Genomic DNA, 22,941 nt, shown 5'->3' with positions numbered 1-22,941 from the left:
TCAGCCGAAAACCGGGAGCTTCAGCCGATCGCGCTCGGGGTCGAAAGCCTCGACGAGCGCGACCAGATCGTCGCGCGCGACATTCGCCCCGAAGGCTCCCGTACCCGGCTGCAGGCGGATGCCGTCGGCGAGCGTCCCCGCAGACACGGGGTCGAACCCCAGATCGTCGATCAGCCGTGCGACCTGCGTGAGGGCGCTTTCGTCGTCTCCGACGAGCGCGATCGCCTTGCGCTCCGGTGCACCGGACGGCCGCGACTCCGCCTCCATGTCGTGATAGCCCATGTGGTTGAAAGCCTTCACCACGAGCGAGTCCGGCAGGAACCGTTGCACGATCTCACTCGTCGAACCCGTGAACTCCTCGCGGATCCCATCCGTCTCCCACCAGTAGTTCATCGCGTCGACGACGACCTTTCCGCGCAGCAGCTCCGCCGACACCGAACGGTGCTTGCCGAGCGGCAGCGCCAGGATCACGATGTCGGCCTGCTGAGCCGCGGATGCCGCGGTCGTGGCGACCGCGCCGGGGGCGAGCACCTCCACGGTCAGCGCGATCTTCGCCGGGTCACCGGAAGCTGCGATGAGCACCCGGTACCCCGCGGCGACGGCGAGCCGGGCGATGACCGTGCCCACTTTGCCCGCCCCGAGGATGCCGAGCGTCAGCCCTTCGGCTCGAGGGTCACTCATGCCGCCACCTCGTTCTCCGCCTGCTGAGCCGCCAACAGCTCGCGCACCCGCGGGATCACGACCGATCCGTAGAGCTCGACGGCCCGCATCCGCGCCGCCGCAGGCAGGGTGCCCATCGTGTAGATGAGGTCGAAGCGGCCGACGTCGAGTGCGCCCAGGGTGCGGGCGATCTTCTGCGCCACCGTCTCGGGCGAGCCGACGTACATCGAGCCGCTCTCGATCTCCTGGTCGAACTCCTCCCGGCGGATCGGCGGCCAGCCTCGCAGTGCACCGATCCGGTCGCGGATCACCCGGTATCGCGGCCAGAGGAGCTCCCGCGCCTCTTCGTCGGTGTCGGCGATGAAGCCCGGCGAGTGCATGCCGACCGGGTGCGCCGTCGTGCCGAACTGCTCGGCTGCCCGCCGGTACAGATCGATGTAGCCGGCGAACCGTTCGGGGGCGCCGCCGATGATGGCGAGCATGAGGGGGAAGCCGTAGTGCGCCGTGCGGATGACGGACCGCGGGGAGCCGCCGACCCCCACCCAGGTGCTCAGCCCACCCTCGGTCTTCGGGAAGACGTCGGCATCGACGAGCGCCGGGCGCTGCGTGCCCGACCACGTGACCGGCGCCTCTTTCACGAGCTCGGCGAACAGGTCGATCTTCTCGTCGAAGAGCACCTCGTAGTCGGCGAGGTCGTATCCGAAGAGGGGGAAGGACTCGGTGAACGAGCCGCGCCCGAGGATAACCTCGGCGCGGCCGTTCGACAGGGCATCGACGGTGGCGAAGCGCTGGAAGACCCGCACGGGATCGTCGGAGCTGAGGACGGTCACGCCGGATCCCAGGCGGATGCGCGAGGTGCGGGTCGCGATGCCGGCGAGCACGGTCTCTGGACTCGAGATCGCGTACTCCGCGCGGTGGTGCTCGCCGACGAGGAACACGTCGACGCCGAGCTGATCGGCGAGCACCGCCTCGTCGACGGTCTGGCGGATGGCGTCGGCGTAGGTGGACAGCTCGCCGTTCTCGTCTTCGGTGAGGTCGCCGAAGGTGTCGAGGCCGAATTCGAGGTTGTCGACGGATGCTGAGTCGTTCATGGTTCTTTCTCTTCTCGGGTGTGAGGGGTTCAGGCGGCGCGCTCGACGGAGAGGAGCTCGCGCACGCGGGGTGCGACTTCCTGGCCGAGCAGCTCGATCGTGCGGGCGCGGGCCTCGGTCGGCAGGTGCATGATGTCGTACTTCAGGTCGAAGCGATCGAGGCTCAGGTCGCGCGCGGACTGCGCGATCTTGCGGGCGACCGTCTCGGGCGAACCGACGAACAGTGCGCCATCGGCGATCTCGTGCTCATACCGCGCGCGTGTCGGCGCGTAGAAACCGCGCTCGTTCGCGAGGTCGGTGACGACAGGCTCCCAGTAGCGCCACCAGGTCTCCTTCGCCTCTTCGTCGGTGTCGGCGACGAGGCCGAGCGAATGCATCCCGACAGGCTGGATGGCGTGACCGGCCTGCACGAGGGCGCGGTGATAGAGGTCGACGTGCCCGGCGAACCGCTGCGGGTCGCCGCCGATGATGGCGAGCATGAGAGGAAGCCCGTAGGTCGCGGCGCGGATCACCGAGGCGGGACTCCCACCCACGCCGATCCAGGTCGGGATGCCGCCGGGGCGCATCCGCGGCTGGGCGAGGTGCTCCCGCAGCGGCGCTCTCGTCGTGCCGGACCACGTGACGGCCTCCTCGCGCTGGAGTCGCATGAAGAGTTCGAGCTTCTCCTCGAACAGCTCCTCGTAGTCGGCCAGGTCGTAGCCGAAGAGCGGGAACGACTCGGTCGCCGAGGCGCGGCCGAGCACGAGTTGCGCGCGGCCGTTCGAGACGGCATCCAGCGTGGAGAACTCGTGATACAGCCGCACCGGGTCGTTGGTGCTGAGCACCGTGACGCTCGTTCCGAGTCCGATCCGCTCGGTCGCGGTCGCCATCGCGGCCAGCAGCACGGGTGCGGCGGAGTCGTTGTGTCCGGGGCGATAGTGCTCCCCGACGCTGAACACGTCGATCCCGACATCCTCGGCTCGCCGAGCCTCATCCACGAGCAGCCGCACCGTCTCGGCGCCGCTCAGGTCCCGCCCGCCCGATGACGCCGTGTCACCGAACGAGTTGAGGCCGATCTCGAATCCCTGCACGTCCACGACGCCTCCCGCTCTCTTCGACTATTGACACGTCAACCACTTGCCCCCTCTTTCTATTCCGATATGATGGACATGTCAACTTCAGGAGGACCCATGACCACGCGCCGCACGCCCACCGCGCCGCAGCTGCGCATTTGGCGAGACTTCATCGAGACCGTCGCCGATATCCAGGGCGAACTGGGGCGACGCCTGCAGGACGAGTCCGGTCTCTCGGCGGCGGACTACTCCGTGCTGCTCGCGCTGAGCGATCAGAGCGACCACGAGCTCCGGTCGAGCGAGCTCGCCGCAGCCATCGGGTGGGAACGCAGCCGACTGTCGCACCACCTCGGACGCATGGAGCGCCGCGGCCTGATCCGACGTGACGACTGCGCGACCGACAACCGCGGAGCCGTCGTCGTCCTGACCGAGGAAGGCGCCGGAGCCTTCCGGCGATCGAACGTGCCGCACCTTCGCGCGATCCGCGAGCTCTTCGTCGACCACCTCGACGACGAGCAGCTGCAGCAGGTCAGCGAGATCACCCGCGCGCTGAAGACGGGCGTCTAGCGCGGGGTCACTCCAGCCCGTGCTCCGCGAGCCACTCCTTCGCGACTCGCACGGGTGCGCGCGTGAGCCAGGCATCCGTGACGAGCTCGGCCAGGCGTTCCCGATCGATCACGTCGAGCCGAACGAGCAGCCCCGGATATCCGTCGAAATGCGGGATCGTGAAGAGTGCATCCGGCTCGGCCGCGAGCAGGGCTTCCTTCTCCTCGAGGCTCGCCGTCCGCACTCCGATCACGACGCCGGCCGGCCACTCCCGCCCGAGGTCCTCGAGCTGGCGGAGGTCGGTCTGTCGCGGACCACGAAGACCGGTGAACATCCCGCTCTTGACCCGCCACGCGGCATCACCGGTGTGCCCATCGATCACCTCGTGCACGCCGGGCAGCGCGAGCGCGATCTCGCGCAGATCGTCGATGGTGGCCATGAGGCCATGATCTCGCTGATCCCCGCCTCGCACCAGCACCACGGCCGGAGCGAGGCGGGCGATCACCTCAGCGGGTTCGAACCCCGCGGGCTCGAAGTCAGCGGATGATGCGGAGCGTACGCACCTCGAACGGCCGCAGCTTCAGTTCGCCGCCGAGACGCGGCTCGTCGAGCTCGTCCTCGATCAGGCTCACCTCCCGCACCTGGCGATGCGGGAAGTCGACCGTGAGCACGCCCGACGTCCGTCGCCCGAGAGCCTCGTACACGCGCACGATCACGTCACCGGATCCGTCGTCGGCGAGCTTGACCGCCGACACGATGATCCCCTCGCCCTCGACCGAGACCAGCGGCTCGACCTCGCGCTCCCCGCGCACGACCGTCGCCATCGCGTTCATCCGGATGCCCTCGGCCGTCGCGATCGCGGCATCCGCTCCGATCACGAAGCCGACCTCGATCTGGTGGGGCCCGTGGTCGGTGTCAGGGTCGGGGAAGCGCGGAGCGCGTAGCAGCGACAGCCGAACGGTCGTCGTCACGGCATCGCCGTCGACCTCCCGCGTGGTGTCGTAGCCGTAGATCGAGTCGTTCACCAGCGCGACCCCGAAGTCCTGCTCGCGCACCATCACGAACCGGTGCATCGAGGTCTCGAACTTCGCGGCCTCCCAGCTCGTGTTGGTGTGGGTCACGCGCGACTGGAAGCCGAACTGCGTCTCGGCGTCGGTGTGCGACGCCTGCACGTCGAGCGGGAAGGCGAGCTTGAGCAGTTTCTCGGTCTCGTTCCAGTCGATGTCGTTGCGCAGCAGCACCGTGCGCTCCCCCGGGCGGAGGGAGATGTTCTGCTCGATGGTCGACTCGGAGAACTCCCGGCGCACGGTGACGACCGCCGTGCCGCCGTGCACGGTCGCCTCGATCGACGACACCGCGGTGAGGTCGTCGACGCTGTTGCGGTAGTACTTGTCGATGTCCCACGCGTCCCACATGTTCGGGAAGTCCTGGTGGAGCTGGAAGAGGTTCGCCGCCTGACCCGCCGCGACGGCCTCGCGACCGGTGGCGCGGTCGACGGCCGAGACGATGAGTCCGTCCGCCGAGACGAGGACCGACACGAGGTCGTTCTCCATGGCGCCAGCCGCCGTCCTCTTCGGTGAGCGACACGCCCTTCGACAGGCTCAGGGACCCATCCTCGGCGGGGACGAAGGATGCTCCGAGGGCCTTCCCGCGCCCGACGGAGGTCGGCTCGAAGACCAGTTCACGCTCCCCTTCGCCGGCGAGCGAGCGGCGCGCGGATGCCGAGATCTCCTCGGCATCCGTCAGCACGTTCGTCAGCACCTCGACGGCCTCGCGGTGCACCCATGCGATCGACGTGCCGGGAAGGATGTCGTGGAACTCGTGCAGCAGCACGATCTTCCAGAGCCGGTCGAGTTCGTCCTGGGGGTACGCGGCTCCCGTGCGCACGGCATCCGTCGTCGCCCACAGCTCGGCCTCGATGAGCGCGTGCTCGGCCCAGCGGTGCAGCGCCTTGGTGGCGTGCTGGCTGGTCAGGGTTCCGCGGTGCAGTTCGAGGTAGAGCTCGCCGACCCAGACGGCGGGGTGCGGCAGCTCGGCCTTGGCGGCGTCGAAGAAGACGTCCGGATGCTCCCACACGACCTGCGCGCTGCCCTCGAGGTTCGCGAGGCGCTTCGCCTTGCCTGTCATCTCGCGGGTCGTGCCGCCGCCCCCGTCACCCCAGCCCACGGGTGCGATCGACCGGGAGCTGAGCCGGTTCTCCTTGAACTGACGCGAGGCCTTCGCGACCTCCATGCCGCTCAGCTGCGAGTTGTAGGTGTCCATCGACGGGAAGTGCGTGAACACCTGCGAGCCGTCGATGCCCTCCCACTGGAAGGAGTGGTGCGGGAACACGTTCTGCTGGTTCCACGAGATCTTCTGCGTGAAGAACCACTCGAAACCGGCACGGCGCATCAGCTGCGGCAGAGCCGGGGAATAGCCGAAGCTGTCGGGCAGCCAGACGCCCTTCGAGCGGATGCCGAACTCGCGCTCGAAGAACCGCTGGCCGTGCGAGAACTGGCGCACCAGCGATTCGCCGGTCGGCATCACGGTGTCGGACTCGACCCACATGCCACCCAGCGGCAGGAAGCGTCCTTCGGCGACCGCAGCCTTGACGCGCTCGTAGACCTCGGGACGGTGCTCCTTGAGCCAGACGTACTGCTGCGCGCTGGACATGCCGTACTGGAACTCGGGCTGCTCCTCGAGCAGGGTCGTCATCGACGAGGTGGTGCGGGCGACCTTGCGGATCGTCTCGCGCACCGGCCACAGCCAGGCGGAGTCGATGTGTGCGTGACCGATGGCCGAGATGCGGTGCGCACTGGCCTCGGCGGGGGCTGCGAGCACGTCGGCGAGGCGGGCGCGGGCATCCGGGGCGGTCGCGGCGATGCGCTGCAGGTCGAGGGCGTCGAGGGCGTCGTCCATCGCCTGCAGGATGCGCATGCGGCGCGGCGAGGTCGGTGCGAGCTCGGCCTGCAGCTCGAACAGCACCTCGAGATCGAGCGAGAGCTCGAACACATCCTGCTCGAACACGGCGAGGTCCATCCGCCGCGAGCGGTAGAGCGGCTCGCGCGAGGAGGTCTGGATGTCACCCTCCTGCGTCGGCAGGAAGGGGTGGTAGTCGAGCAGCACGGGGTTGGCTGCGGCCTCGAGGTACAGCTCGACGGGCTCGTCGCCGTCGGCGGTCTCGGTGATCGGCAGCCACTGGTTGCGCGGGTTGATGCTCTTCACCGGGCTGCCGTCCGGGCGGTACACGAGTGCCTCGCACTGGAAGCCGGGCATGTTGATGTCGAACCCGAGGTCGATGACGGCTTCGACGCGGCGGCCGGCCCACTCGGCGGGGACGGATCCGGTGAGCCGGAACCAGGTGGTCCCCCAGGCGGGACCCCACGGCTCTCCGACGGCGCCGGGCGCGAAGTCGAGGGCGAGGCCTTCCGCGGGACTGATCGGCTCTCCGGGCAGCTCGTGGAGTTCGACGGTCAACGGCACGGATGCCGAGTGGATCGCCGGGCGGATGCGCTCCTCGAGGACCCGCTTGACGCGGCCGACGGTGAGCGAGGTGTCGTCATGCATGTGGGGGAATCTCCGGCTCGACGGTGAGGGTTACTAAAACGATCTAGTGTCCAAGTCTAGGACACCGTATCCGTGCTTCTCGAGACTAAACCGATCAAGTATGGTGAGGGACTATGAGTCCGGCGAAACGCGTCACCATCGCCGATATCGCGCGGATGGCCGGGGTCTCCCCCGGAGCCGTTTCCTTCGCTCTGAACGGCCGTCCCGGCGTGAGCGACGAGACCCGGCAGCGGATCCTCTCGATCGTCGAGCAGAACGGCTGGCAGCCGAGCTCGGCGGCGCGCGCGCTCGTCGGGGCGAAGGCGAACACGGTCGGCTTCGCGCTCGCCCGCCCTGCGCGATCCCTCGGTGCGGAGGCGTTCTTCACCGACCTGATCGCCGGCATCGAGTCGCGGCTCTCGGAGAGCAAGGTCAGCCTGCAGCTGCGTCTCGTGAGCGACGTCGCCGAGGAGATGGAGGTGCACCGGCAGTGGCGCTCCTCGAATCAGGTCGACGGCTTCATCTTCATCGATCCGCGCGACGACGACCCCCGTGCTGCACGGATCGAGGCGCTCGACGCCCGTGCCGTGATGATCGGCTCCAAGCCCTCTCCAGACGGTTCGGTGCCGAGCGTCTGGATCGGCGACGATGCGGTGGCCGAGACGCTGTTCTCCTATCTCGCGGCCCTCGGGCACACCCGGATCGCCTACGTCGCCGGCCCTGCCGACCTCGAGCACACGCACCTGCGCGCCGAGGTGCTCGAGCGTATGGCTTCCGACGGTGTCGAAGGCGAGGTGATCACGACGGACTTCTCGCCCGCGCGCGCCTCCGCGGTCACCCGCTCACTGCTCTCCGGACGCCAGCGTCCGACCGCGATCGTCTACGACAACGACGTGATGGCCGTCGCCGGACTCCGCGTCTCGCAGGAGATGGGGCGGGCCGTGCCGCGGGATGTGTCGCTCGCGTCGTTCGACGACTCCGTCATCGCCGGCCTGATCAACCCCTCGATCACCGCGATGACCCGCGACACCTTCGAGCTCGGCGAGCGCGCGGCCACCCTGCTGCTGCAGCAGATCGAGGCGGGCGCGAACCTGCCGAGCGTCGAGGGGCCGACGCCGGTGCTCACGGCGCGCGAGAGCACGGCTCCGCCGGCGCGGCTCGACTGACGTCGTCACGTCACGGGCGCAGTCCGCGCTCGCGCATCCGTGCCGTGGATGTGATCGCGTCGGTGACGAACCGCTCGGTGAGGGTCGTGTACCGCCGCACATCGCCGAGCGACCACCCCTCGAGCACTTCGGCGATCATCCGATCTCCGAGCGCATAGACCCCACGCGCCGCTTCCTCGCCCAGCGGTGTGAGTGAGATGACGGTGACACGTCCGTCGTCATCATCGGCGCCGCGTTCGACCAGGCCGTCCTGGTCGAGGCGCCCGATGATCTTGCTCACGTTCGAAGCGCCGGTCCCGATGACCTCGGCAAGCACGCTCGGCCTGGTCGGTCCCCATGCCAGCAGATGGCGCAGAGCCTGGTGAGCCGGCTGGTCGATGGCCTCCCCCGACTTCGCGAGGATCTCGCCCTGCAGGACGGGCGAATCCCACATCAGGATCAGCGCGCTCAGACTCGACAGCAGCTTCGACCGGTAGGGAAAGCCGCGAGCGTCCGGAAGGTCGGTACCGCCGACGTCCGCCCGGCCCTTCGCATCGCGTTCGCCTTTCATGTCACCCCTGCTGGGGGCCCGCGTCGCCCTCGAGCGCGAAGTCAGCCGATGGGGAAACCTTGCCGTTGACCTGCACGGTCACGGAGTGCCTGCCGGGATAGTAGGTGCGCGTCGTGATGGGGCGGAACGAGTGCGTCTTGCTCACCACGACACTCTCTCCCGGAGCGAGCCGGCGTGACGCGAGCTTGAAGGTCTTCGGACTCACCGAGCCGTTGGCGCGCAGGAATCCGATGGAGTAGTCGATCGCCACGGCCGCGTCGATGCTGCCGTCGTTGGTCACCACCGCCGAGAACTCGAGCGCGCCGCCCTGCGGGACGCTCGGGCTGGAGAGGCGCGGGAGTCCCACGCTGAGGCCATCGCCCTTATACCCCAGCAGCGATAGCGACTCCGGGTCGCCCTTCTTGACGAGGGTGCGCAGGCCGTGCCGGAGCACCCACGGCGTGTTCACGTCGGGCTGCCCGTGCCAGCCGCGACCGATCTCGGCCACGAGGGCAGGGTCGACGCGGCTCAGGTCGTTGAGGTGGTTGGCGACCGAACGACGCACATACTCCGCAGGGTCGCGGTAGATCGCGTCGAGGATTCCCCGCGTGGCGTCGGGGTGTGCAATGAGCCAGGGGACCCGCTTGGCCCACGGCAGATACGAACGTGACCCTTCGGTCGCGAGGCGGCGCACATGCTCGTTCTCGTGACCGGTCCAGCTGCGCATGACGCCGAGGGCGCGCTCCGGTCGAGCGATCAGAAGGTCGCGAACCGCGAACTCGCTGCTGAGGCCGATCGTGAGCTGCGCCAGCACCTCCATCGCCGCATCGAAGTCGGTCGTCGAGCCAGTCTCGAGTGCGCGGGCTGTCACGAATTCGCTCGTGGGCCAGATGCTCCAGCCCCCGAACTGCGGGACCTTCAGGAGGTCCAGTACCATCCTCCGAGCGGCGGGGAACCCCGCCGGCACGTCGGTCAGGAGGGCATCACGAACGATGTCCACTCGGTCCCGCAACCGCTTCCCGGGGATCGCACGCCCGGCTTCCGTGAGCGCCGGCAGCGGCAGCCCCGGCGCGACCGCTGTCAGCGAATCCCGCAAGCGGGCAACGACGCCCGGGTCGATCAGCTCGTCCATGGTTCCCATGGCGTTCCCTCTCCGTCGTCGCGCCTCGTCCTCGGCAGGTGAGGTTATTGTCCTACAGGACAGGATAGCGGACATCTGATCCGGTGGGAGTCGTCACCGAGAAACTGTCTCAGGGAGCATTGTCTGTAGAGTCGCGTTGTGGAGAACAGCAGAACGGGCGACGGCTCACGATCGCTGCGCGCCAGCGACTTCCCCTACCGGTCAGAGCTACTCGCCAACCTCAGTGCCCTGATCCTTCTCTGGGATTCGCCCGCCCTCCAGGGCGACATCCTCGCCAAGAGCGGCGAGACGATCGACCAGCCGTCCCACCAGACGCTCAGGCATCTTCTCGCGTGGGGGCCGATGCGGCCGACCGCACTCTCGGAGGTGCTGGCGACCGGCGCCTCGTACGTCAGCAAGATCGTGCGACGGCTCGAAAGCGATGGACTCGTCGAGCGCAAGACGGATCCGACCGACCGCCGCGCGACTCTGATCAGCCTCACCGAGGCGGGAGAAGAGGCGGCCCGAGGCGTCTACGCGCTCGGCGACCGGATGATCGCCGAGGTGCTCGAGGGGTGGTCTCCCGCCGACGTGCGTCGGTACACAGCCCTCACCGAGCGATTCGTGAAGGATGCGATCGCATCGGCCGATCGGATGCTCGAACGAGGCCTCCTCCCCGACGAGTCCTGAGGCTCGGCGGCAGCGAAGCGAGCGTCCGGCATCCCTGCTGGCCAGCCTTGGCAGCGACGAGTTTCGTCGTGCGCCGATGATTTTAGTGTCCTGTGGGACGGTACATGATAGTGTCCTGGGAGACAGGATCTCGTGCGCGACGACTCGGTCGCGCTCGAAGACCTCACCGAGCGATGGGAAGCAGACACATGTCACAGACAGATCGCGACCGCCTGGACGGTCGCCGAACGCTGGTCACCGGAGGAACGAAGGGCGCGGGCGCCGCGGTGGTCGACAGGCTGCGAGAACTCGGCGCGGACGTCTACGTGACCGCCCGATCGATGCCCGCAGGCTACGAGCACCCCGACCGTTTCATCGCGGCTGACACCTCCACCAAGGAGGGCACGGACCTCGTCGCCGCAGAGTTGTCGAAAGCTGGCGGCGCCGACATCATCGTGCACGTCGTGGGTGGCAGCTCGACTCCGGCGGGCGGGTTCGAGGCCGTTCCCGAGGAGCAGTGGATCACCGAACTTCAGCTCAACTTCCTCGGCGCCGTGCGCCTCGACCACGCGCTGATCCCCGGAATGATCGCCAAGGGATCAGGAGTCGTGCTGCACTTCACCTCGATCCAGCATGTGCAACCGCAGTGGGAATCGACACTCCCCTACGCGGCGGCGAAGGCGGCACTGCGCACCTACAGCAAGGGATTGGCGACCGAGCTCGCGCCGAAGGGCGTGCGCGTGAACGCCCTCAGTCCCGGCGGCATCAACACAGAGGCCACCGCGGTGTTCTACGACCGACTCGCCGAAGCCAACGGGATCAGTCGCGAAGCCGCCGCACAGCGGGTCATGGACTCTCTCGGAGGCGTACCCCTGGGCCGGTTCGCCGAGACGGAGGAGATCGCGGACCTCGTAGGGTTCCTGGTCTCCGACCGAGCATCGGCCATCGTCAGCACGGAGGTCGTCATCGACGGAGGAACAGTCCGTACGGTCTGAAGACACGGTTCATGCGCCGGTCAGCCACACCATGGCTGGCCGGCGCTTCTTGCACTCGCAGCACGCAGCAGAAGAGGCTGCCTCCGGGTGGGGAGGCAGCCTCTTCTGCTGCGCGCTGGTCTGTCAGGCTGCCGACTCGGCGAAGTCCAGCTCGACGATCTGGCCCTCCTCATCGAGGTGGAACTGGTACTCCAGTGCCACGACTCCGCCCGGGAAGTCGCCCTCGAGGCGGTACGACGCTCCCACCATCCCGCCGACCTCGCGTCCCCCGAGGAACGTGAGGGTGGTGGTGAAGAGGTGGATCGTGTTGCGGATCCAGGTGCGGATCTCGTCCTTGCCGCGATGCGTGTGGCCTTCGTCGGTGACGACCGCGTTCTCGGTGAACAGCGCCTCGACCTTGTCCGCATCACCCGACTGCCACCCGTCGACGAAACCGTGCACGGCCGCCGGCAGTTCTTCATTCTTCAGTTCCTTGCTCATTGCGTGTCCTTTCTTCGACGAGATGTCTCGTGCTTTCGATGAGACGGACGCTGATTGCGACCGCCAGGAAATGCCAGAACGGACACCACGAGTGACACCGATACAGCCAGGCAGCGAGCCAGAAATCTTGGGACTCCACCGCGGGCCGTCGTAGATACCGTCCTCTGGGACAGTATCATATTACTGTCGTGGAGGACACTATTTTTGCGATTCAGTCTCCGACCAAACCGGACGGCTCCATACTGAGGTGATGGTGGAAACGACTCGACCGGTGCCCCCGTCCGCACGGATAACCGGAGCGTTCGGCTGCGTAGGAGTGCCGGAGCTGCTGCCCGGCGGGCGGGGTCTGACGTGGCGGGTCGGCGACGTGGTTCTGCGGCCGACGGGGGACGCGCTCGAGGCGACCTGGAAGTCAGAAGTCCTTTCCGGATTGCAGGGGTCCAGCGAATTCCGTGTCCCCCGACCCCTCTTGGACGCCGAGGGAAGCTGGGTGCGAGACGGGTGGCATGCGATGGAGTGGGTGCCCGGTGCCGCGGACGAGACCCGCGTCGAAGACGTCGTGCGCGCGGGGTTGGCGTTTCATGAGGCAATCGCCTCGGAGCCTCGCCCGCCGTTCATCGAGGCATCCTCAGACCCCTGGAGTCGAGCCGACCGGATCGCGTGGGGCGAGGCGACTCTCCCGACCGATGGTTTCCTCGAGCGTCTCGCGAACGAGCGTCGGCCGATCGCAGCATCCGACCAGGTGATCCACGGCGACCTGTTGGGCAATGTCATGTTCGCCGAGGGTCACCCTCCCTGCGTCATCGACTGGGCACCGTATTGGCGGCCTTCGGGCCTTGGTGCGGCGATTGCGGTGGTCGACGCCGCCTGCTGGCACGACCACCCCGTTCAGGAGCTGAGCCGCGACTTCGGCATCGAACACTGGTGTCAGTTGCTGCTGCGCGCGTTGCTGTTCCGGACCGTGACGCTGCACCTCCTCGGGCATTGGGACGACGAGCAGCAACACCGACATACCCCCCTAGCCGAGGCCATCCTCGCTTTACGCGATTAGGCGACAAATGGGCCGCTCTGCCCGCCGAAAACGATGAGTATCGGCACACTCACTCGAGCAGCCAGCGACTTCAATGATTGACTCGAACTCATGATTTCCCAGCCTGAGTTGCAGATGTTATGGGAGTCCGTCGAGCCGACAACGGCACTGGCTGAACGCTTCGGGTTCGCCGGCGTCGATGCCGCTGCCGTGTGGCTCAGCGAAACCCTTCGCGATGCGTGGGCGCTCGACGTTGAGAGCTGCGACCGCCTGGTGATGAGTGCGAGCAAGCTCCTTGCATGGGTGACGATCGACGGCGAGTCGTTCGTCGCCAAGTGCGCTGTGGACCCGTCGTTGTTCCCAGGACTAGCGGAAATCGACACACTTATCGCGTGGCTCGACGCCGAAGGCGTGCCCGTGGCCGCACCGGTTCGAAGCCGGGATGGCGGCTTGCGAGTCGAACGCGATCGCATCTCTGTCGGCCTTTATCCAGCGATCATGGGGGATCCGCTCGACGTTGAGGATGGCCACCAGCTGGTGGCCGCCGGTCGGACGCTGGCGCTGCTGCACAAGGCGCTGGCCGCGTACCCGCCGCGCCTTACCGCCGTGCCAGGCGAGACGGGGCAGCTCGTGCATGGGGACTTCCGGTCTGCGAACGTCCTCCAGCGACACGGCGAAATCGCCGCGATCCTCGACTTCGACGAAGCCTGTTACCAGGACAGGGCGTGGGAAGTAGGACGGTCCGCGGTTCTGCTCGGTACCCAGTACCACGACTGGCGCCCGATGAGCCTGGCCAATCGCGCGACATTCATCGCCGCGTACAGCGAGGTCGCTCCTCTGACCGATAGCCAGAGAGACAGCATCGACGGCGTCGCCAACGCTGTCTTGCGGCACTTCGGGTGGTCGTAGCGACTCTGGCACTGACACCCGACCCCGCGTCAGGCTCCGACGACCGTGTTCACCGAGCCATAGGGGTCGACCTCGTTCGCCGACACGTCGGGGCGGATCAGATGACGGATGCCGCGGGCCTCGAGCGCCGCAGAATCCTGGGCCGTCCGTGAAGTGACGAACGCCGGGTCGAGTCCTGCCGCGCAGGCATCCACCCACGCCTGGAACACCACTCCTCCGGGGCTCAGGGCCGCACGGCTCACGGGCACCTCGCGCTCATCGACGTCGACCACGATCGCGGTCTCCCGCGCCGGCGGCGTCTGACGCACGCGAAGCTCGGGGATGAGCTCGGCCAGCCGGCGTCCGAGGGGCTTCGCCTCCCCGTCCTGCCCGACCAGACCGAGCGAGTACTCCAGCTCGGGGAAGTCGCCGAGGTCGCGGCTCACGTCGTGCGAGCACCACCAGGTGATACCCCAGAGATTCTCGGTGCGCGCGGCCGAGCGCACCGTCGCCTCCAGGAACCCGGGCATCTCGTCCTCTTCGAGGCAGTTCGAGGGCGCACCGACCTCCTGCAGCCAGACCACCCGGTCGGGGTCGGTCGCGAAGGCGCGGGACAGCTCGATCAGGTACTCGGCGTGCCGGTCTGACGCGACCGAGCGCCCGCCGTAGCGCTGCGCGGTGCCGTTGAAGATCCAGGAGTGGATCGTGGTCATCGCGCCGAGGCGCGAGGCATGCGCGGGCGTGAACCCGTGGCCGTCCATGAACCAGACCGCGTCGTACTCGCTGTGCACGTTCGTGTGGCCGGGCGCCGCAGCATCCGCCGCCGCGAGCAGCGCCGAGATCCACTCGCCCGCCTCGTCCTGCGTGACCGGCCACGGCGAGGGGTGGGTGTGCGCCGAGAACTGGTTGGTCTCGTTGCCGAGGGTCAGGCCGAGGAAGTTCGGCGCCTCGCGCAGCGCCTGTCCGAGCCGGTCGACGAGCGCGACCTGCCCCTCCAGCGCCTTCGGATCGGTGAACATGTTCTTGTCGTGCCAGGTGTACAGCCAGGACGGGACGAAGTCGAAGCTCGACAGGTGCCCCTGGATCACGTCGACGCTGGCGTCGAGCCCGAACTCGCTGGCGATGTCGACCATGGTGCGCACGTCGTCGACGGCCTTCGCGCGGATGAGCGTGCGGTTCGGCTGGAGCACGTTCCACAGGGGGAAGACACGCACATGGTCGAGGCCCAGCTCGGCGAGCGCGGCGAAATCGCGGCGCACGTCGTCGGGCGTGAAGTCGAGCCAGGAGTGCATCCAGTCCTTCGACGGCGTGTAGTTCGCCCCGAATCTCAGGGAAGCATCGAGAGCGCCACGCTGCGTCATGTGTCCGGACCTTTCCGACGGCGCCCTCCGGCGAGGGCATGTCGCATCACTATAACGCTTGAGCAACGAACAACCCACCACCAGAACCGGATTCCCGTGAGACCCTCCGCCAGCACCTTGACAGGCGCAGCATCCGGTGGTTTCATCTGCTAAAGCGTTGCAGTCCATTCATCCGTGGGCGCCACGCGGAATCGCCCGCCTCGAGGAAGAAGCACGATGAGAGTTCCGACACGCATTGCCGCTCTGGCCGCATTCAGCATCGGCGTCCTGGCGCTGACGAGTTGCACCGGGGGCGGCGGAGGCTCCGGCGACAGCGGCCCCATCGACACCTCCGGCGAGCTGAGCGGATCGATCCAGTTCCAGACCTGGTCGCTCAAGAACGAGAAGTTCACGCCCTACTTCGAGGACCTGATCGACGCGTTCGAGAAGGAGAACCCCGACGTCACGGTCGAGTGGCTCGACCAGCCGGGCGACGGCTACCAGGAGAAGATCCTGAGCCAGGCGAACGCCGACACCCTCCCCGACGTGCTGAACCTGCCGCCGGACATCGCCTACCCGCTCGTCGCGGCCGGCAAGCTCGTCGACATCGACACGGCCGACCCCGATCTGAAGTCGGTCTACAACGCCGGCGCCTGGGAGTCCTACAGCCAGTACCCCGAGGTCGAGGGCACCTACGGGCTCCCCTGGTACCTCTCCAGCGACGCCTCGTGGTGGAACCTCGCGCAGCTCGCCCCGTTCGGCGTCACCGAGGAAAACCTGCCGACCACTGTCGACGAACTCCTCACCCTCGCGAAGAAGGTCGCCACCGAGTCCGACGGCAAGGTGCAGCTGCTCTCGTCGATCCCCGCGCTCGACACCTTCACGGCCGCCGGCATGGAGGTCATCAACGACAAGGGCGAGTTCGACTTCAACACCGACGAGGCCGCCGAGATCATCCAGGCCTACGCCGACGCCTACGCCGCGGGTGCGATGCCCGCCGAGGCGCTGACCGGCGACTACGGCGGGAACGCCGAGGCCTACATCCAGGAGAAGGTCGCGTTCACGACCGGAGGCACCGGCTTCACCACCGACCTGCAGAAGGATGCGCCGGCTCTGCTGGAGAACACCGTCGCGACGCAGCGCCTGGGCGTGCCGCCGCTCTACGTGCAGGGACTCAACGTCTCGGCCGACTCCGACAACAAGGAGGCCGCGCTCGCCTTCGCCGAGTTCGTGACCAACGAGGAGAACCAGGTCGCGTTCTCGTCGCTCGCCGTCGGCACCGCTCCTGGCACCGCTGCCGGAGGTGACAAGGTCGTGGAGAACATCTCCTCGTCGATCACCGACGAGAAGCAGCTCGCCGCGATCGACACCGTCTTCACTGCGATGGAAGGCGCGAAGGCGCTGCCGTTCCAGTGGACCTCCGACATGGCCACCTACATGACGCAGCAGATCGCCCTGGCGATCAACGGCGAGGCGGATGCTGCGACGCAGCTCGACAAGATCGTCGAGTACGCCAACGCGAACCGCGTGGACCAGTAAGCATGAGCGCGGACACCGGCATCCGGAGCAGGGTGAGATCGATGAGATCCCACCGATGGTTCACGCCCTGGCTTCTCCTCGGCCCCGCCGTCATCTGGGTGCTGGTGTTCGCGCTCTGGCCGTTCCTCAACACGGTCTTCCTCAGCTTCACCGACGCGCGTCCGCTGCGCACACCCGAGTTCATCGGCGCGGCAAACTACGACCGCATGTTCGGCGACGAGATGTTCTGGAACGCCCTGACGACCTGCATCATCTACGTCGTCGTGTGCGTGCCGCTGCTCACGATCCTGCCGCTCCTGCTGGCCCTTCTCGTGCAGAAGAAGCTGCCGGGCATCGCGTTCTTCCGCACCACCTTCTACTTCCCCGTGATCGCGTCGGTCGTCGTGGTGGCGCTCATCTGGACCTGGCTGTTCGACAGCCGCGGCATCATCAACCAGACGCTCGAGTTCCTCGGACTCGTCGACAAGCCGATGGCGTTCCTCGTGGATCGCTGGCTGCTGCTGGGTTGCGCCATCCTGCTCACGGTGTGGAAGGGGCTCGGCTACTACATGGTCGTGTACCTCGCCGCCCTCGGCAACGTCGGCAAGGAGCTGCACGAGGCCGCGATGCTCGACGGTGCCGGCGCCTTCCGCCGCTTCCTCTCCGTCACGATCCCATCGGTGCGCGGGGCGATGCTCCTGATCGCCGTGCTCATCGCCGTCTCCGCGATGAGGGTGTTCGCCGAGCTCGACGTACTTTCCAAGAGCACCGGAGGACCCGGCGGCTACGACATGTCGCTGGTGATGCTGATCCGCCAGGTCGGCTCCGGCCTGAACGGCAACATCGGGTACGCGTCCGCGATCAGCGTGGCGCTGTTCCTCCTCACCCTCATCCCGCTCGCCGCGATCGCCTTCATGAATCGCGAGAAGAAGGCGAAGGTCCCCGCATGAGCATCCTCACCCCGCCCCGCACCCACGACGATCGTGCGACGGATGCTGCGGCGAAGCCCGAGCGCGAGCGCGTCTTCCGCCGCCGGGGTTCCGGCGACTTCAGCAAGCCGACCCTCGGCGGACTGATCGGCCGCTACGCGCTGCTGCTGTTCGTGCTCGTGCTCGTCATCGGCCCGTTCCTCTGGCAGCTGTCGACGTCGTTCAAGGGCCCGCAGGAGAACATCTACTCGTTCCCGCCGAACCTCATCCCGCGCGAGCCGACGCTGGGCAACTACTCCACCGTCGCCGACATCGTGCCGGTCTACCTCTACGCCTGGCACTCGCTCCTCGTCTCGGTGGGCACGGTCGTCAGCAACGTCGTGCTGGCCACGTTCGCCGGCTACGCGCTCGGCTGCATGCGGTTCCGCGGCAAGTGGATCGTGATGGCGATCCTGCTCTCGACCCTGCTGTTCCCCGGCGAGGTCACGGTGACGAGCAACTTCCTCACGATCCGCGCACTGGGACTCGCCGACACCCTGTGGGGCGTCTTCCTGCCCGGTGCGATCAGCGCGATGAACGTGCTCCTGATCGCCACGGCCTGCCGCATGATCCCGAAGGACGTGCTGGATGCCGCGACCGTCGACGGCGCGACGACCTGGCAGCGCATCCGCCACATCGTCTGGCCGAACATCCGCGGCATGGTCTCGGTGGTCGCGATCTTCGCGTTCATCGGCGCCTGGGACGACTACCTGTGGCCGCTCATCGTGCTCTCCGACCCCGGAAAGTACACGCTGACGGTCGGCATGGCCTACCTCAACAGCAGCTTCTCGGTCGACCCGCGACTGATCGCCGCCGGGACCATGATCGCGCTCGTGCCGATCGTGATCATGTTCTCGTTCACGCAGCGATTCTTCTTCAAGGGCGTGCAGGAGGGCGCGATCAAGGGGTGAGCACCGTGCACCTCTCTCCGGCCGACGGTCCGGCGGATCCTCCCTCTTCGCGTCCCCGCGCGGGCGTGCTGGCCGGCCCTGTGTTCTCGTTCGCGTTCGACCCGGCGGCGGGTGAGCAGCGGATCGATGTGCCGGGGCTCGCGGATCTCACGTTCTCGCGGGAGACCGTGCTGCACTGGGCGTTCTACGCCGACGGGCCTGCGGCGACGCTGGCCCCGCATGCGGCGCTTGCGGTGGCGGTCGATGTGCGATTCGCCGACGGCAGCCGACTGAGCGAGATCGCGGCGGTCCGCGATCGGTACGACTTCCCGATCACCGCAGAGGAGCAGTTCGGCGCGCGCTGGAGTATGCCGGAACAGTGGAATGCCGACACCGTCTCGCTCGCGCCGGTGGCAGATCGCCGCGGAACGGTCGAGGTCGTGCTCGGCGCTGGCTCGCTGGCGGGAGCCGAGGCTCTCCCTGGCGAGGTCTCGGGATACGTGCAGGTCACGGTCGAGCAGCCCGCGGCATCCGCACCCCTCACTCCCGTCGAACAGGTCGACACCAGGCGCGGCTCGCACTCGGGTCCGCGGTTCTCGCGCGGAAACACGATCCCGGCGGTGGCCGTGCCGCACGGCTTCACCTTCGTGACTCCGGCGACGGATGCTGCCGACTCGCGCTGGCCGTACCGCCCCTTCGTGCACGACGACCCGCAGGGCCGCCGCCTCGAGGCGCTCCAGTTCTCGCATCAGCCCAGCCCGTGGATCGGCGATCGCTCGGTACTGCAGCTGATGCCGTTCGTCGGCCGACCGGTGTCGCAGCGCGCGGGTCGCCGCCGTTGGATCGTCCCCGGCAGCGAGCGCGCGCGTCCGCACGAGTATGCGGCCGACCTCGGCGACGGGCTGCACGTCGAGATGACGGCGACCTCGCACGCCGCGGCCTTCCGCGTGCAGAGTGCGGACTCCGACGCCCGGATCGGCTTCGTGATCGATCAGCTCAACGCTGACGGACGCCTCGAATGGGCGGATGTCGGAGGGTTCGAGGGCTGGATCCCGGAAGGGCCGGAGGACTGGGGCAACGCACCCCGCTGCTTCTTCGCCGGCGTCGTACTGCCTGGTGGCGGGGGCGATTGCGGCCGTCTCGATGACGACGGCCGGAGCGAGGTCGCCGGCTTCGTGAGCGGACACGGGTCGCTCGAGGTGCGGATCGCGGTCTCGTTCCTGTCGGTCGCGCAGGCCAGGCGCAGCCTCGCGATCGAGGCACCCTCGGAGGTGTCCTTCGGGCAGCTGCGTGAGACATCGGCGGCATCCTGGAATCGCCTGCTGGGGCGCGTCACGATCCCGCCGCTGCCGGAGGAAGAAGCCCCGTACCGCTCGCTCGCCGACGAGGAGCACCGGGCGCGAATCGCTGCCGCCCTCCACCGGATGCACCTGTATCCGAACACCGCGGGCGAGAACACCGGCACGCGCGATGCGCCGGTCTGGCGATTCGCCGACGTGTTCGCCGACGCCACCGGCGCCGAGGGAGACCCTGTCGCCGACGGAGAACTCGTCGTCAACAACGGCTACTGGGACACCTATCGCACCGAGTGGCCGGCGCTCGCCCTTCTCGATCCCGCACTCGCCGGACGGCTGCTCGACGGCCAGCTCGAGCAGCACCGCCGCGGAGGATGGATGGCGCGGTGGAGCGCCCCGGGGTACGTCGACAGCATGGTCGGCACCTCCAGCGATCAGATCTTCGCCGACGCCGCGCGCTGGGACGTGGGGTTCGACCGCGTCGCCGCGTTCGAGAGCGGATGGCGCAACGCCTGCGAGCCGGGGCCCGACGCCCGCCGCGGCCGCAAAGGCATCGCCCGAGGTCGCTTCACCGGATACATCTCCTCGGGCGTCCCCGAAGGGATGAGCTGGAGCATCGAGAACGCGGTGAGCGACGCCGCGCTCGGTCGGTTCGCCTCGCGGCTCGCTGCCGACACGGAGTCTGTGGCGGATGCCGCGCGCTACCGGTCCTTCTCCCGGTACTTCGCCAACCGGGCGCGGTCGTACCGCACGCTGTTCGACAACGAGACCGGGTTCTTCCGCGGCAGAGACGACCGAGGAGCCTTCGCCGCCGCAGACGGCTTCGACCCGCGGACCTGGGGCGGAGACAACGTCGAGACGAACGCCTGGGGCATGTCGGTCGGGGCCGTGCACGACGGCGTCGGTCTGGCCGCCCTCTACGGCGGTCCCGCCGGTCTCCGTCGACACCTCGACGCCCTGTTCGCCGAACCGGAGACCGCGGACGAGCGGTTCGGCGGCGCCTACGGCACGGTCATCCACGAGCAGCGGGAGGCGCGCGCGCTGCGCTCCGGCATGTGCGCGATCTCGAATCAGCCGGCGCACCACATCCCGTTCATGTACGCGTTCAGTGACCAGCCGTGGCGGACCGGCGCCCTCGTGCACGACCTCGCCGGGCGCCTGTTCGCCGGCGCGCACATCGGCCAGGGGTTCCCCGGCGACGAGGACAACGGCGAGATGAGTGCGTGGTGGCTGTGGGCCGCGCTCGGGCTGTACCCGCTGGAGCTCGCCTCGGGCATGCTGCGGATCGGGTCGCCGCTGTTCGACGACATCCGGGTCGATCGCGGCGACGGCTCCTCGCTGCGCGTCGTGTCTCGGCGCAGCGAGCCCTTGGCTCACATCCTGCAGGAGGCGCGGCTCGACGGCATCCTTCTGTCGAACGCGGAGCTGCCGATCGACGCGCTCGTAGGAGACGCCGTGCTCGAACTGGAGTTCGGCGTCGACCCGGCGGCGGCGCTCGAGACCGGCGCCCCGTCATCGGCCCGAGCCATGGATGGGTGGCACTCCGACCTGACGTCCGGCGATGGCCAGGTGATCTCCTCCCCCGGACTTTCCCACCCCGAGCGGGTGTTCGACGACGGCGCACTCTCGGGTGATGCCGGCACCGCGCTGCACGCCGGGGAGTGGGTGGGCTGGCGGTTCCCCGCACCCCGCGCCATCAGCGACCTGACCGTGACGACCGTGGGCGCAGCATCCGCTTCCGCCCTCCGTTGGGAAGTTCTCGGGGCGGATGACGAGTGGGTTCCTGTCCACACGACCCATCAGGCGGCGCTGCTACCGAACCGGACGACGCCGTTCACTCTGGCCGAGCGCATCGAGACCTCGGCGCTCCGCGTGCGAGCGGAGGCCGAGGTCACGATCCGTCAGCTCGAGCTCTTCGACCTGGACTGAAGAGTTCGGGTCGAGATCAGCCCGCCAGCACGAACGACACCTGGGTGCGGTTGCCCGCGACGTCGAGCACCTCAAGCGTGTTCGACCCGGCGACCGCGCCGAACGCTCCGGGCTTCACGAAGTTGAGGTCGCTCCAGGTGTTGTCGGTGAGGTCCTTCACGACGCCGTTGACGCTGAGCCGATCGATCTTGCCCGCGTCGTAGAGCTTGAAGCTGACCTTCGAGTACGCCTCGGCGGATCCGCTCGTGAACCCCGCTCCCTGCTTCACCGTCACGGTCGGAGCGGTGCGGTCCTTCGGCGCCGCGCGGTACTCGGTCGCCTCGCCCTTGAGCGCCTGGGTGATTCCGGAGAGGTAGGCCGACTGATCCGTCGCGGTGAGGTCGTACGCCACGTAGACGCCGTATCCGTCGGCGATCGTGCGGTTCGCGAAGTCCGCCGCTGTCGCCGCGCTGGTGTTCGCGAGGTCGATCGCCGCGGCGCCGATGCGCGTGCGGTCCTCGAGCCCGGGCACCGTCGGGGCGTCGTAGGTCGGGTAGTACGGGTTCCAGGCGTAGTCGAGCACACCCTCGGCATCGAAGGAGGTGAAGTCCGTCGTCGTGTACGAGGGGCCGATCGCGTAGAGGCTGATGATCTTGTCGTCACCGATCCGCTCGCGGAGCGCCGTGGCCAGCCAGCCGAACGACTGCGCGTTGGGCTGCGGGGTGCCGTTCGCGCCGTACTCGGTCCACTCGTCGTCGAAGTCGATCCCGTCGAGCCCGTAGGTGGTCACCGCGTCGGCGAGCTGTGCGGCGAAAGCATCCGCCTGCTCGTAGGAGGTGAAGTTCGCGAACCCGGCGCCCTGGTGATTGCCGAGCACGGACAGCAGCACCTTCGTGCCCTGCTCCTGCACGGGTCGGATCTGGTTCTCGGCGTCGTTCAGCGTCTCGGTGACGCGCTCGTTGAAGTGCAGGTACGCCTTCTCGCCGTCGTAGTTGATGTTGGCGGCGAAGATCATCGCCATGTCGATGGCGGCCTCCCCCGAATCGGCGAGCGTGTAGTCGGCGACGTTCGCTAAATCGTTCGAGTTCACCTCGACGTAGACCGCGAGCTGCGGGTCGACGTCGGGCGTCTCGTCCGCGGCGGCCGGGCCGGCAGCGACAGCACCGGCTGCGGCGACGGCAAGTCCCGCCACGGCCGCGAGGCCCTTTCGGAACCGGTGACTCCTGATGCGTGACTGACTCATGACAGATCGTCTCCTTCATCATCGATGT

Annotated in this window: 19 protein-coding genes and 1 pseudogene; 10 read left to right on the top strand and 10 right to left on the bottom strand. The window is 68.0% G+C overall.

From position 1 onward, the window contains the following. Genes QFZ21_RS14975 through QFZ21_RS14965 form a run of 3 tightly spaced genes read right to left on the bottom strand, consistent with a single transcriptional unit; the run spans position 1 to position 2,827 of the window. The gene (locus tag QFZ21_RS14975; protein WP_307379075.1) at positions 1 to 681 is read right to left on the bottom strand and encodes an NADPH-dependent F420 reductase; all 681 of its coding nucleotides are present in this window, start codon (positions 679 to 681) and stop codon (positions 1 to 3) included. Further along, positions 678 to 1,751: an LLM class flavin-dependent oxidoreductase gene (locus tag QFZ21_RS14970; RefSeq protein ID WP_307379074.1), complete on the bottom strand. Its 1,074-nt coding sequence runs from the start codon at positions 1,749 to 1,751 to the stop codon at positions 678 to 680. The genes QFZ21_RS14975 and QFZ21_RS14970 overlap by 4 nt, the downstream gene beginning before the upstream one ends. 29 nt (positions 1,752 to 1,780) lie before the next feature. Then, positions 1,781 to 2,827 carry an LLM class flavin-dependent oxidoreductase gene (locus QFZ21_RS14965; RefSeq protein ID WP_307379073.1) on the bottom strand — a complete coding sequence of 349 codons (1,047 nt, stop codon included), beginning with the start codon at positions 2,825 to 2,827 and terminating at the stop codon, positions 1,781 to 1,783. Positions 2,828 to 2,920: 93 nt separating this feature from the next. Between QFZ21_RS14965 and QFZ21_RS14960 the strand changes: the two genes are divergently transcribed. Continuing rightward, on the top strand, positions 2,921 to 3,370 hold the full coding sequence (locus QFZ21_RS14960) for a MarR family winged helix-turn-helix transcriptional regulator (RefSeq protein WP_307379072.1): 450 nt from the start codon (positions 2,921 to 2,923) through the stop codon (positions 3,368 to 3,370). A 7-nt stretch (positions 3,371 to 3,377) separates the two neighbouring features. Here the strand turns inward: QFZ21_RS14960 and QFZ21_RS14955 are convergent, their stop codons facing one another. Both QFZ21_RS14955 and QFZ21_RS14950 read right to left on the bottom strand, forming a co-directional pair. Beyond that, the gene (locus QFZ21_RS14955) at positions 3,378 to 3,788 is read right to left on the bottom strand and encodes an MmcQ/YjbR family DNA-binding protein (protein WP_307379071.1); all 411 of its coding nucleotides are present in this window, start codon (positions 3,786 to 3,788) and stop codon (positions 3,378 to 3,380) included. A gap of 97 nt (positions 3,789 to 3,885) precedes the next feature. Then, positions 3,886 to 6,895: pseudogene (locus tag QFZ21_RS14950) on the bottom strand (alpha-mannosidase). Positions 6,896 to 7,008: 113 nt separating this feature from the next. Here QFZ21_RS14950 and QFZ21_RS14945 point away from each other — a divergent pair. Then, positions 7,009 to 8,040 carry a LacI family DNA-binding transcriptional regulator gene (locus tag QFZ21_RS14945; protein ID WP_307379069.1) on the top strand — a complete coding sequence of 344 codons (1,032 nt, stop codon included), beginning with the start codon at positions 7,009 to 7,011 and terminating at the stop codon, positions 8,038 to 8,040. A gap of 10 nt (positions 8,041 to 8,050) precedes the next feature. Here QFZ21_RS14945 and QFZ21_RS14940 read toward each other — a convergent pair whose 3' ends face one another. Together QFZ21_RS14940 and QFZ21_RS14935 are read right to left on the bottom strand one after the other, a co-directional pair. Further along, the gene (locus tag QFZ21_RS14940; protein ID WP_307379068.1) at positions 8,051 to 8,590 is read right to left on the bottom strand and encodes a MarR family winged helix-turn-helix transcriptional regulator; all 540 of its coding nucleotides are present in this window, start codon (positions 8,588 to 8,590) and stop codon (positions 8,051 to 8,053) included. A 1-nt stretch (position 8,591) separates the two neighbouring features. Continuing rightward, entirely contained in the window at positions 8,592 to 9,710 is a 1,119-nt protein-coding gene (locus QFZ21_RS14935) for a DNA alkylation repair protein (protein WP_307379067.1), read from the bottom strand. 138 nt (positions 9,711 to 9,848) lie between these two features. On the opposite strand from QFZ21_RS14935, the gene QFZ21_RS14930 reads away from it, so the two are divergent. Then, on the top strand, positions 9,849 to 10,379 hold the full coding sequence (locus QFZ21_RS14930; RefSeq protein ID WP_307379066.1) for a MarR family winged helix-turn-helix transcriptional regulator: 531 nt from the start codon (positions 9,849 to 9,851) through the stop codon (positions 10,377 to 10,379). A gap of 188 nt (positions 10,380 to 10,567) precedes the next feature. Then, on the top strand, positions 10,568 to 11,353 hold the full coding sequence (locus QFZ21_RS14925; protein WP_307379065.1) for an SDR family oxidoreductase: 786 nt from the start codon (positions 10,568 to 10,570) through the stop codon (positions 11,351 to 11,353). Between the two features lie 123 nt (positions 11,354 to 11,476). On the opposite strand, the gene QFZ21_RS14920 is transcribed toward QFZ21_RS14925, so the two are convergent. After that, positions 11,477 to 11,833: a nuclear transport factor 2 family protein gene (locus QFZ21_RS14920; RefSeq protein ID WP_307379064.1), complete on the bottom strand. Its 357-nt coding sequence runs from the start codon at positions 11,831 to 11,833 to the stop codon at positions 11,477 to 11,479. A gap of 316 nt (positions 11,834 to 12,149) precedes the next feature. On the opposite strand from QFZ21_RS14920, the gene QFZ21_RS14915 reads away from it, so the two are divergent. After that, positions 12,150 to 12,884 (top strand): hypothetical protein, encoded by a 735-nt coding sequence (locus tag QFZ21_RS14915; RefSeq protein ID WP_307379063.1) that lies wholly within the window; start codon positions 12,150 to 12,152, stop codon positions 12,882 to 12,884. A 90-nt stretch (positions 12,885 to 12,974) separates the two neighbouring features. Continuing rightward, positions 12,975 to 13,772, top strand: a complete 798-nt coding sequence (locus tag QFZ21_RS14910; protein WP_307379062.1) for a phosphotransferase — start codon at positions 12,975 to 12,977, stop codon at positions 13,770 to 13,772. 29 nt (positions 13,773 to 13,801) lie between these two features. Here QFZ21_RS14910 and QFZ21_RS14905 read toward each other — a convergent pair whose 3' ends face one another. Next, positions 13,802 to 15,112 carry a glycosyl hydrolase gene (locus QFZ21_RS14905; protein ID WP_307379060.1) on the bottom strand — a complete coding sequence of 437 codons (1,311 nt, stop codon included), beginning with the start codon at positions 15,110 to 15,112 and terminating at the stop codon, positions 13,802 to 13,804. A 216-nt stretch (positions 15,113 to 15,328) separates the two neighbouring features. Here QFZ21_RS14905 and QFZ21_RS14900 point away from each other — a divergent pair, with 216 nt between their 5' ends. From QFZ21_RS14900 to QFZ21_RS14885, 4 genes are read left to right on the top strand one after another with little or no spacing between them, the layout of a single operon-like run. Continuing rightward, entirely contained in the window at positions 15,329 to 16,630 is a 1,302-nt protein-coding gene (locus QFZ21_RS14900; protein WP_307379058.1) for an ABC transporter substrate-binding protein, read from the top strand. 41 nt (positions 16,631 to 16,671) lie between these two features. Then, complete coding sequence (locus QFZ21_RS14895) at positions 16,672 to 17,559, top strand: carbohydrate ABC transporter permease (protein ID WP_307379057.1); 888 nt, start codon at positions 16,672 to 16,674, stop codon at positions 17,557 to 17,559. Beyond that, entirely contained in the window at positions 17,556 to 18,488 is a 933-nt protein-coding gene (locus tag QFZ21_RS14890; protein ID WP_307379055.1) for a carbohydrate ABC transporter permease, read from the top strand. The genes QFZ21_RS14895 and QFZ21_RS14890 overlap by 4 nt, the downstream gene beginning before the upstream one ends. Beyond that, positions 18,485 to 21,691, top strand: coding sequence for a glycoside hydrolase domain-containing protein (locus tag QFZ21_RS14885; RefSeq protein ID WP_307379053.1), 3,207 nt, complete (start codon positions 18,485 to 18,487; stop codon positions 21,689 to 21,691). The genes QFZ21_RS14890 and QFZ21_RS14885 overlap by 4 nt, the downstream gene beginning before the upstream one ends. A gap of 16 nt (positions 21,692 to 21,707) precedes the next feature. Here QFZ21_RS14885 and QFZ21_RS14880 read toward each other — a convergent pair whose 3' ends face one another. Beyond that, the gene (locus tag QFZ21_RS14880) at positions 21,708 to 22,913 is read right to left on the bottom strand and encodes an endo-beta-N-acetylglucosaminidase H (protein WP_307379051.1); all 1,206 of its coding nucleotides are present in this window, start codon (positions 22,911 to 22,913) and stop codon (positions 21,708 to 21,710) included. Between the last annotated feature and the right edge of the window lie 28 nt (positions 22,914 to 22,941).

This window comes from Microbacterium sp. W4I20, assembly GCF_030816505.1.
GTDB lineage: Bacteria > Actinomycetota > Actinomycetes > Actinomycetales > Microbacteriaceae > Microbacterium.
The sequence above is the reverse complement of the archived record's forward strand: the minus strand, read 5'-3'. Positions and strand labels throughout refer to the sequence as shown.

Excerpts from the sequence above, each read along its gene's own strand:
- QFZ21_RS14975 (WP_307379075.1), bottom strand. The coding sequence starts at position 681 with ATGAGTGACCCTCGAGCCGAAGGGCTGACGCTCGGCATCCTCGGGGCG.
- QFZ21_RS14895 (WP_307379057.1), top strand. The coding sequence starts at position 16,672 with ATGAGATCCCACCGATGGTTCACGCCCTGGCTTCTCCTCGGCCCCGCC.
- QFZ21_RS14960 (WP_307379072.1), top strand. The coding sequence starts at position 2,921 with ATGACCACGCGCCGCACGCCCACCGCGCCGCAGCTGCGCATTTGGCGA.
- QFZ21_RS14945 (WP_307379069.1), top strand. The coding sequence starts at position 7,009 with ATGAGTCCGGCGAAACGCGTCACCATCGCCGATATCGCGCGGATGGCC.
- QFZ21_RS14920 (WP_307379064.1), bottom strand. The coding sequence starts at position 11,833 with ATGAGCAAGGAACTGAAGAATGAAGAACTGCCGGCGGCCGTGCACGGT.
- QFZ21_RS14880 (WP_307379051.1), bottom strand. The coding sequence starts at position 22,913 with ATGAGTCAGTCACGCATCAGGAGTCACCGGTTCCGAAAGGGCCTCGCG.
- QFZ21_RS14890 (WP_307379055.1), top strand. The coding sequence starts at position 17,556 with ATGAGCATCCTCACCCCGCCCCGCACCCACGACGATCGTGCGACGGAT.
- QFZ21_RS14925 (WP_307379065.1), top strand. The coding sequence starts at position 10,568 with ATGTCACAGACAGATCGCGACCGCCTGGACGGTCGCCGAACGCTGGTC.
- QFZ21_RS14935 (WP_307379067.1), bottom strand. The coding sequence starts at position 9,710 with ATGGGAACCATGGACGAGCTGATCGACCCGGGCGTCGTTGCCCGCTTG.
- QFZ21_RS14940 (WP_307379068.1), bottom strand. The coding sequence starts at position 8,590 with ATGAAAGGCGAACGCGATGCGAAGGGCCGGGCGGACGTCGGCGGTACC.
- QFZ21_RS14900 (WP_307379058.1), top strand. The coding sequence starts at position 15,329 with ATGAGAGTTCCGACACGCATTGCCGCTCTGGCCGCATTCAGCATCGGC.
- QFZ21_RS14970 (WP_307379074.1), bottom strand. The coding sequence starts at position 1,751 with ATGAACGACTCAGCATCCGTCGACAACCTCGAATTCGGCCTCGACACC.
- QFZ21_RS14905 (WP_307379060.1), bottom strand. The coding sequence starts at position 15,112 with ATGACGCAGCGTGGCGCTCTCGATGCTTCCCTGAGATTCGGGGCGAAC.
- QFZ21_RS14955 (WP_307379071.1), bottom strand. The coding sequence starts at position 3,788 with ATGGCCACCATCGACGATCTGCGCGAGATCGCGCTCGCGCTGCCCGGC.
- QFZ21_RS14910 (WP_307379062.1), top strand. The coding sequence starts at position 12,975 with ATGATTTCCCAGCCTGAGTTGCAGATGTTATGGGAGTCCGTCGAGCCG.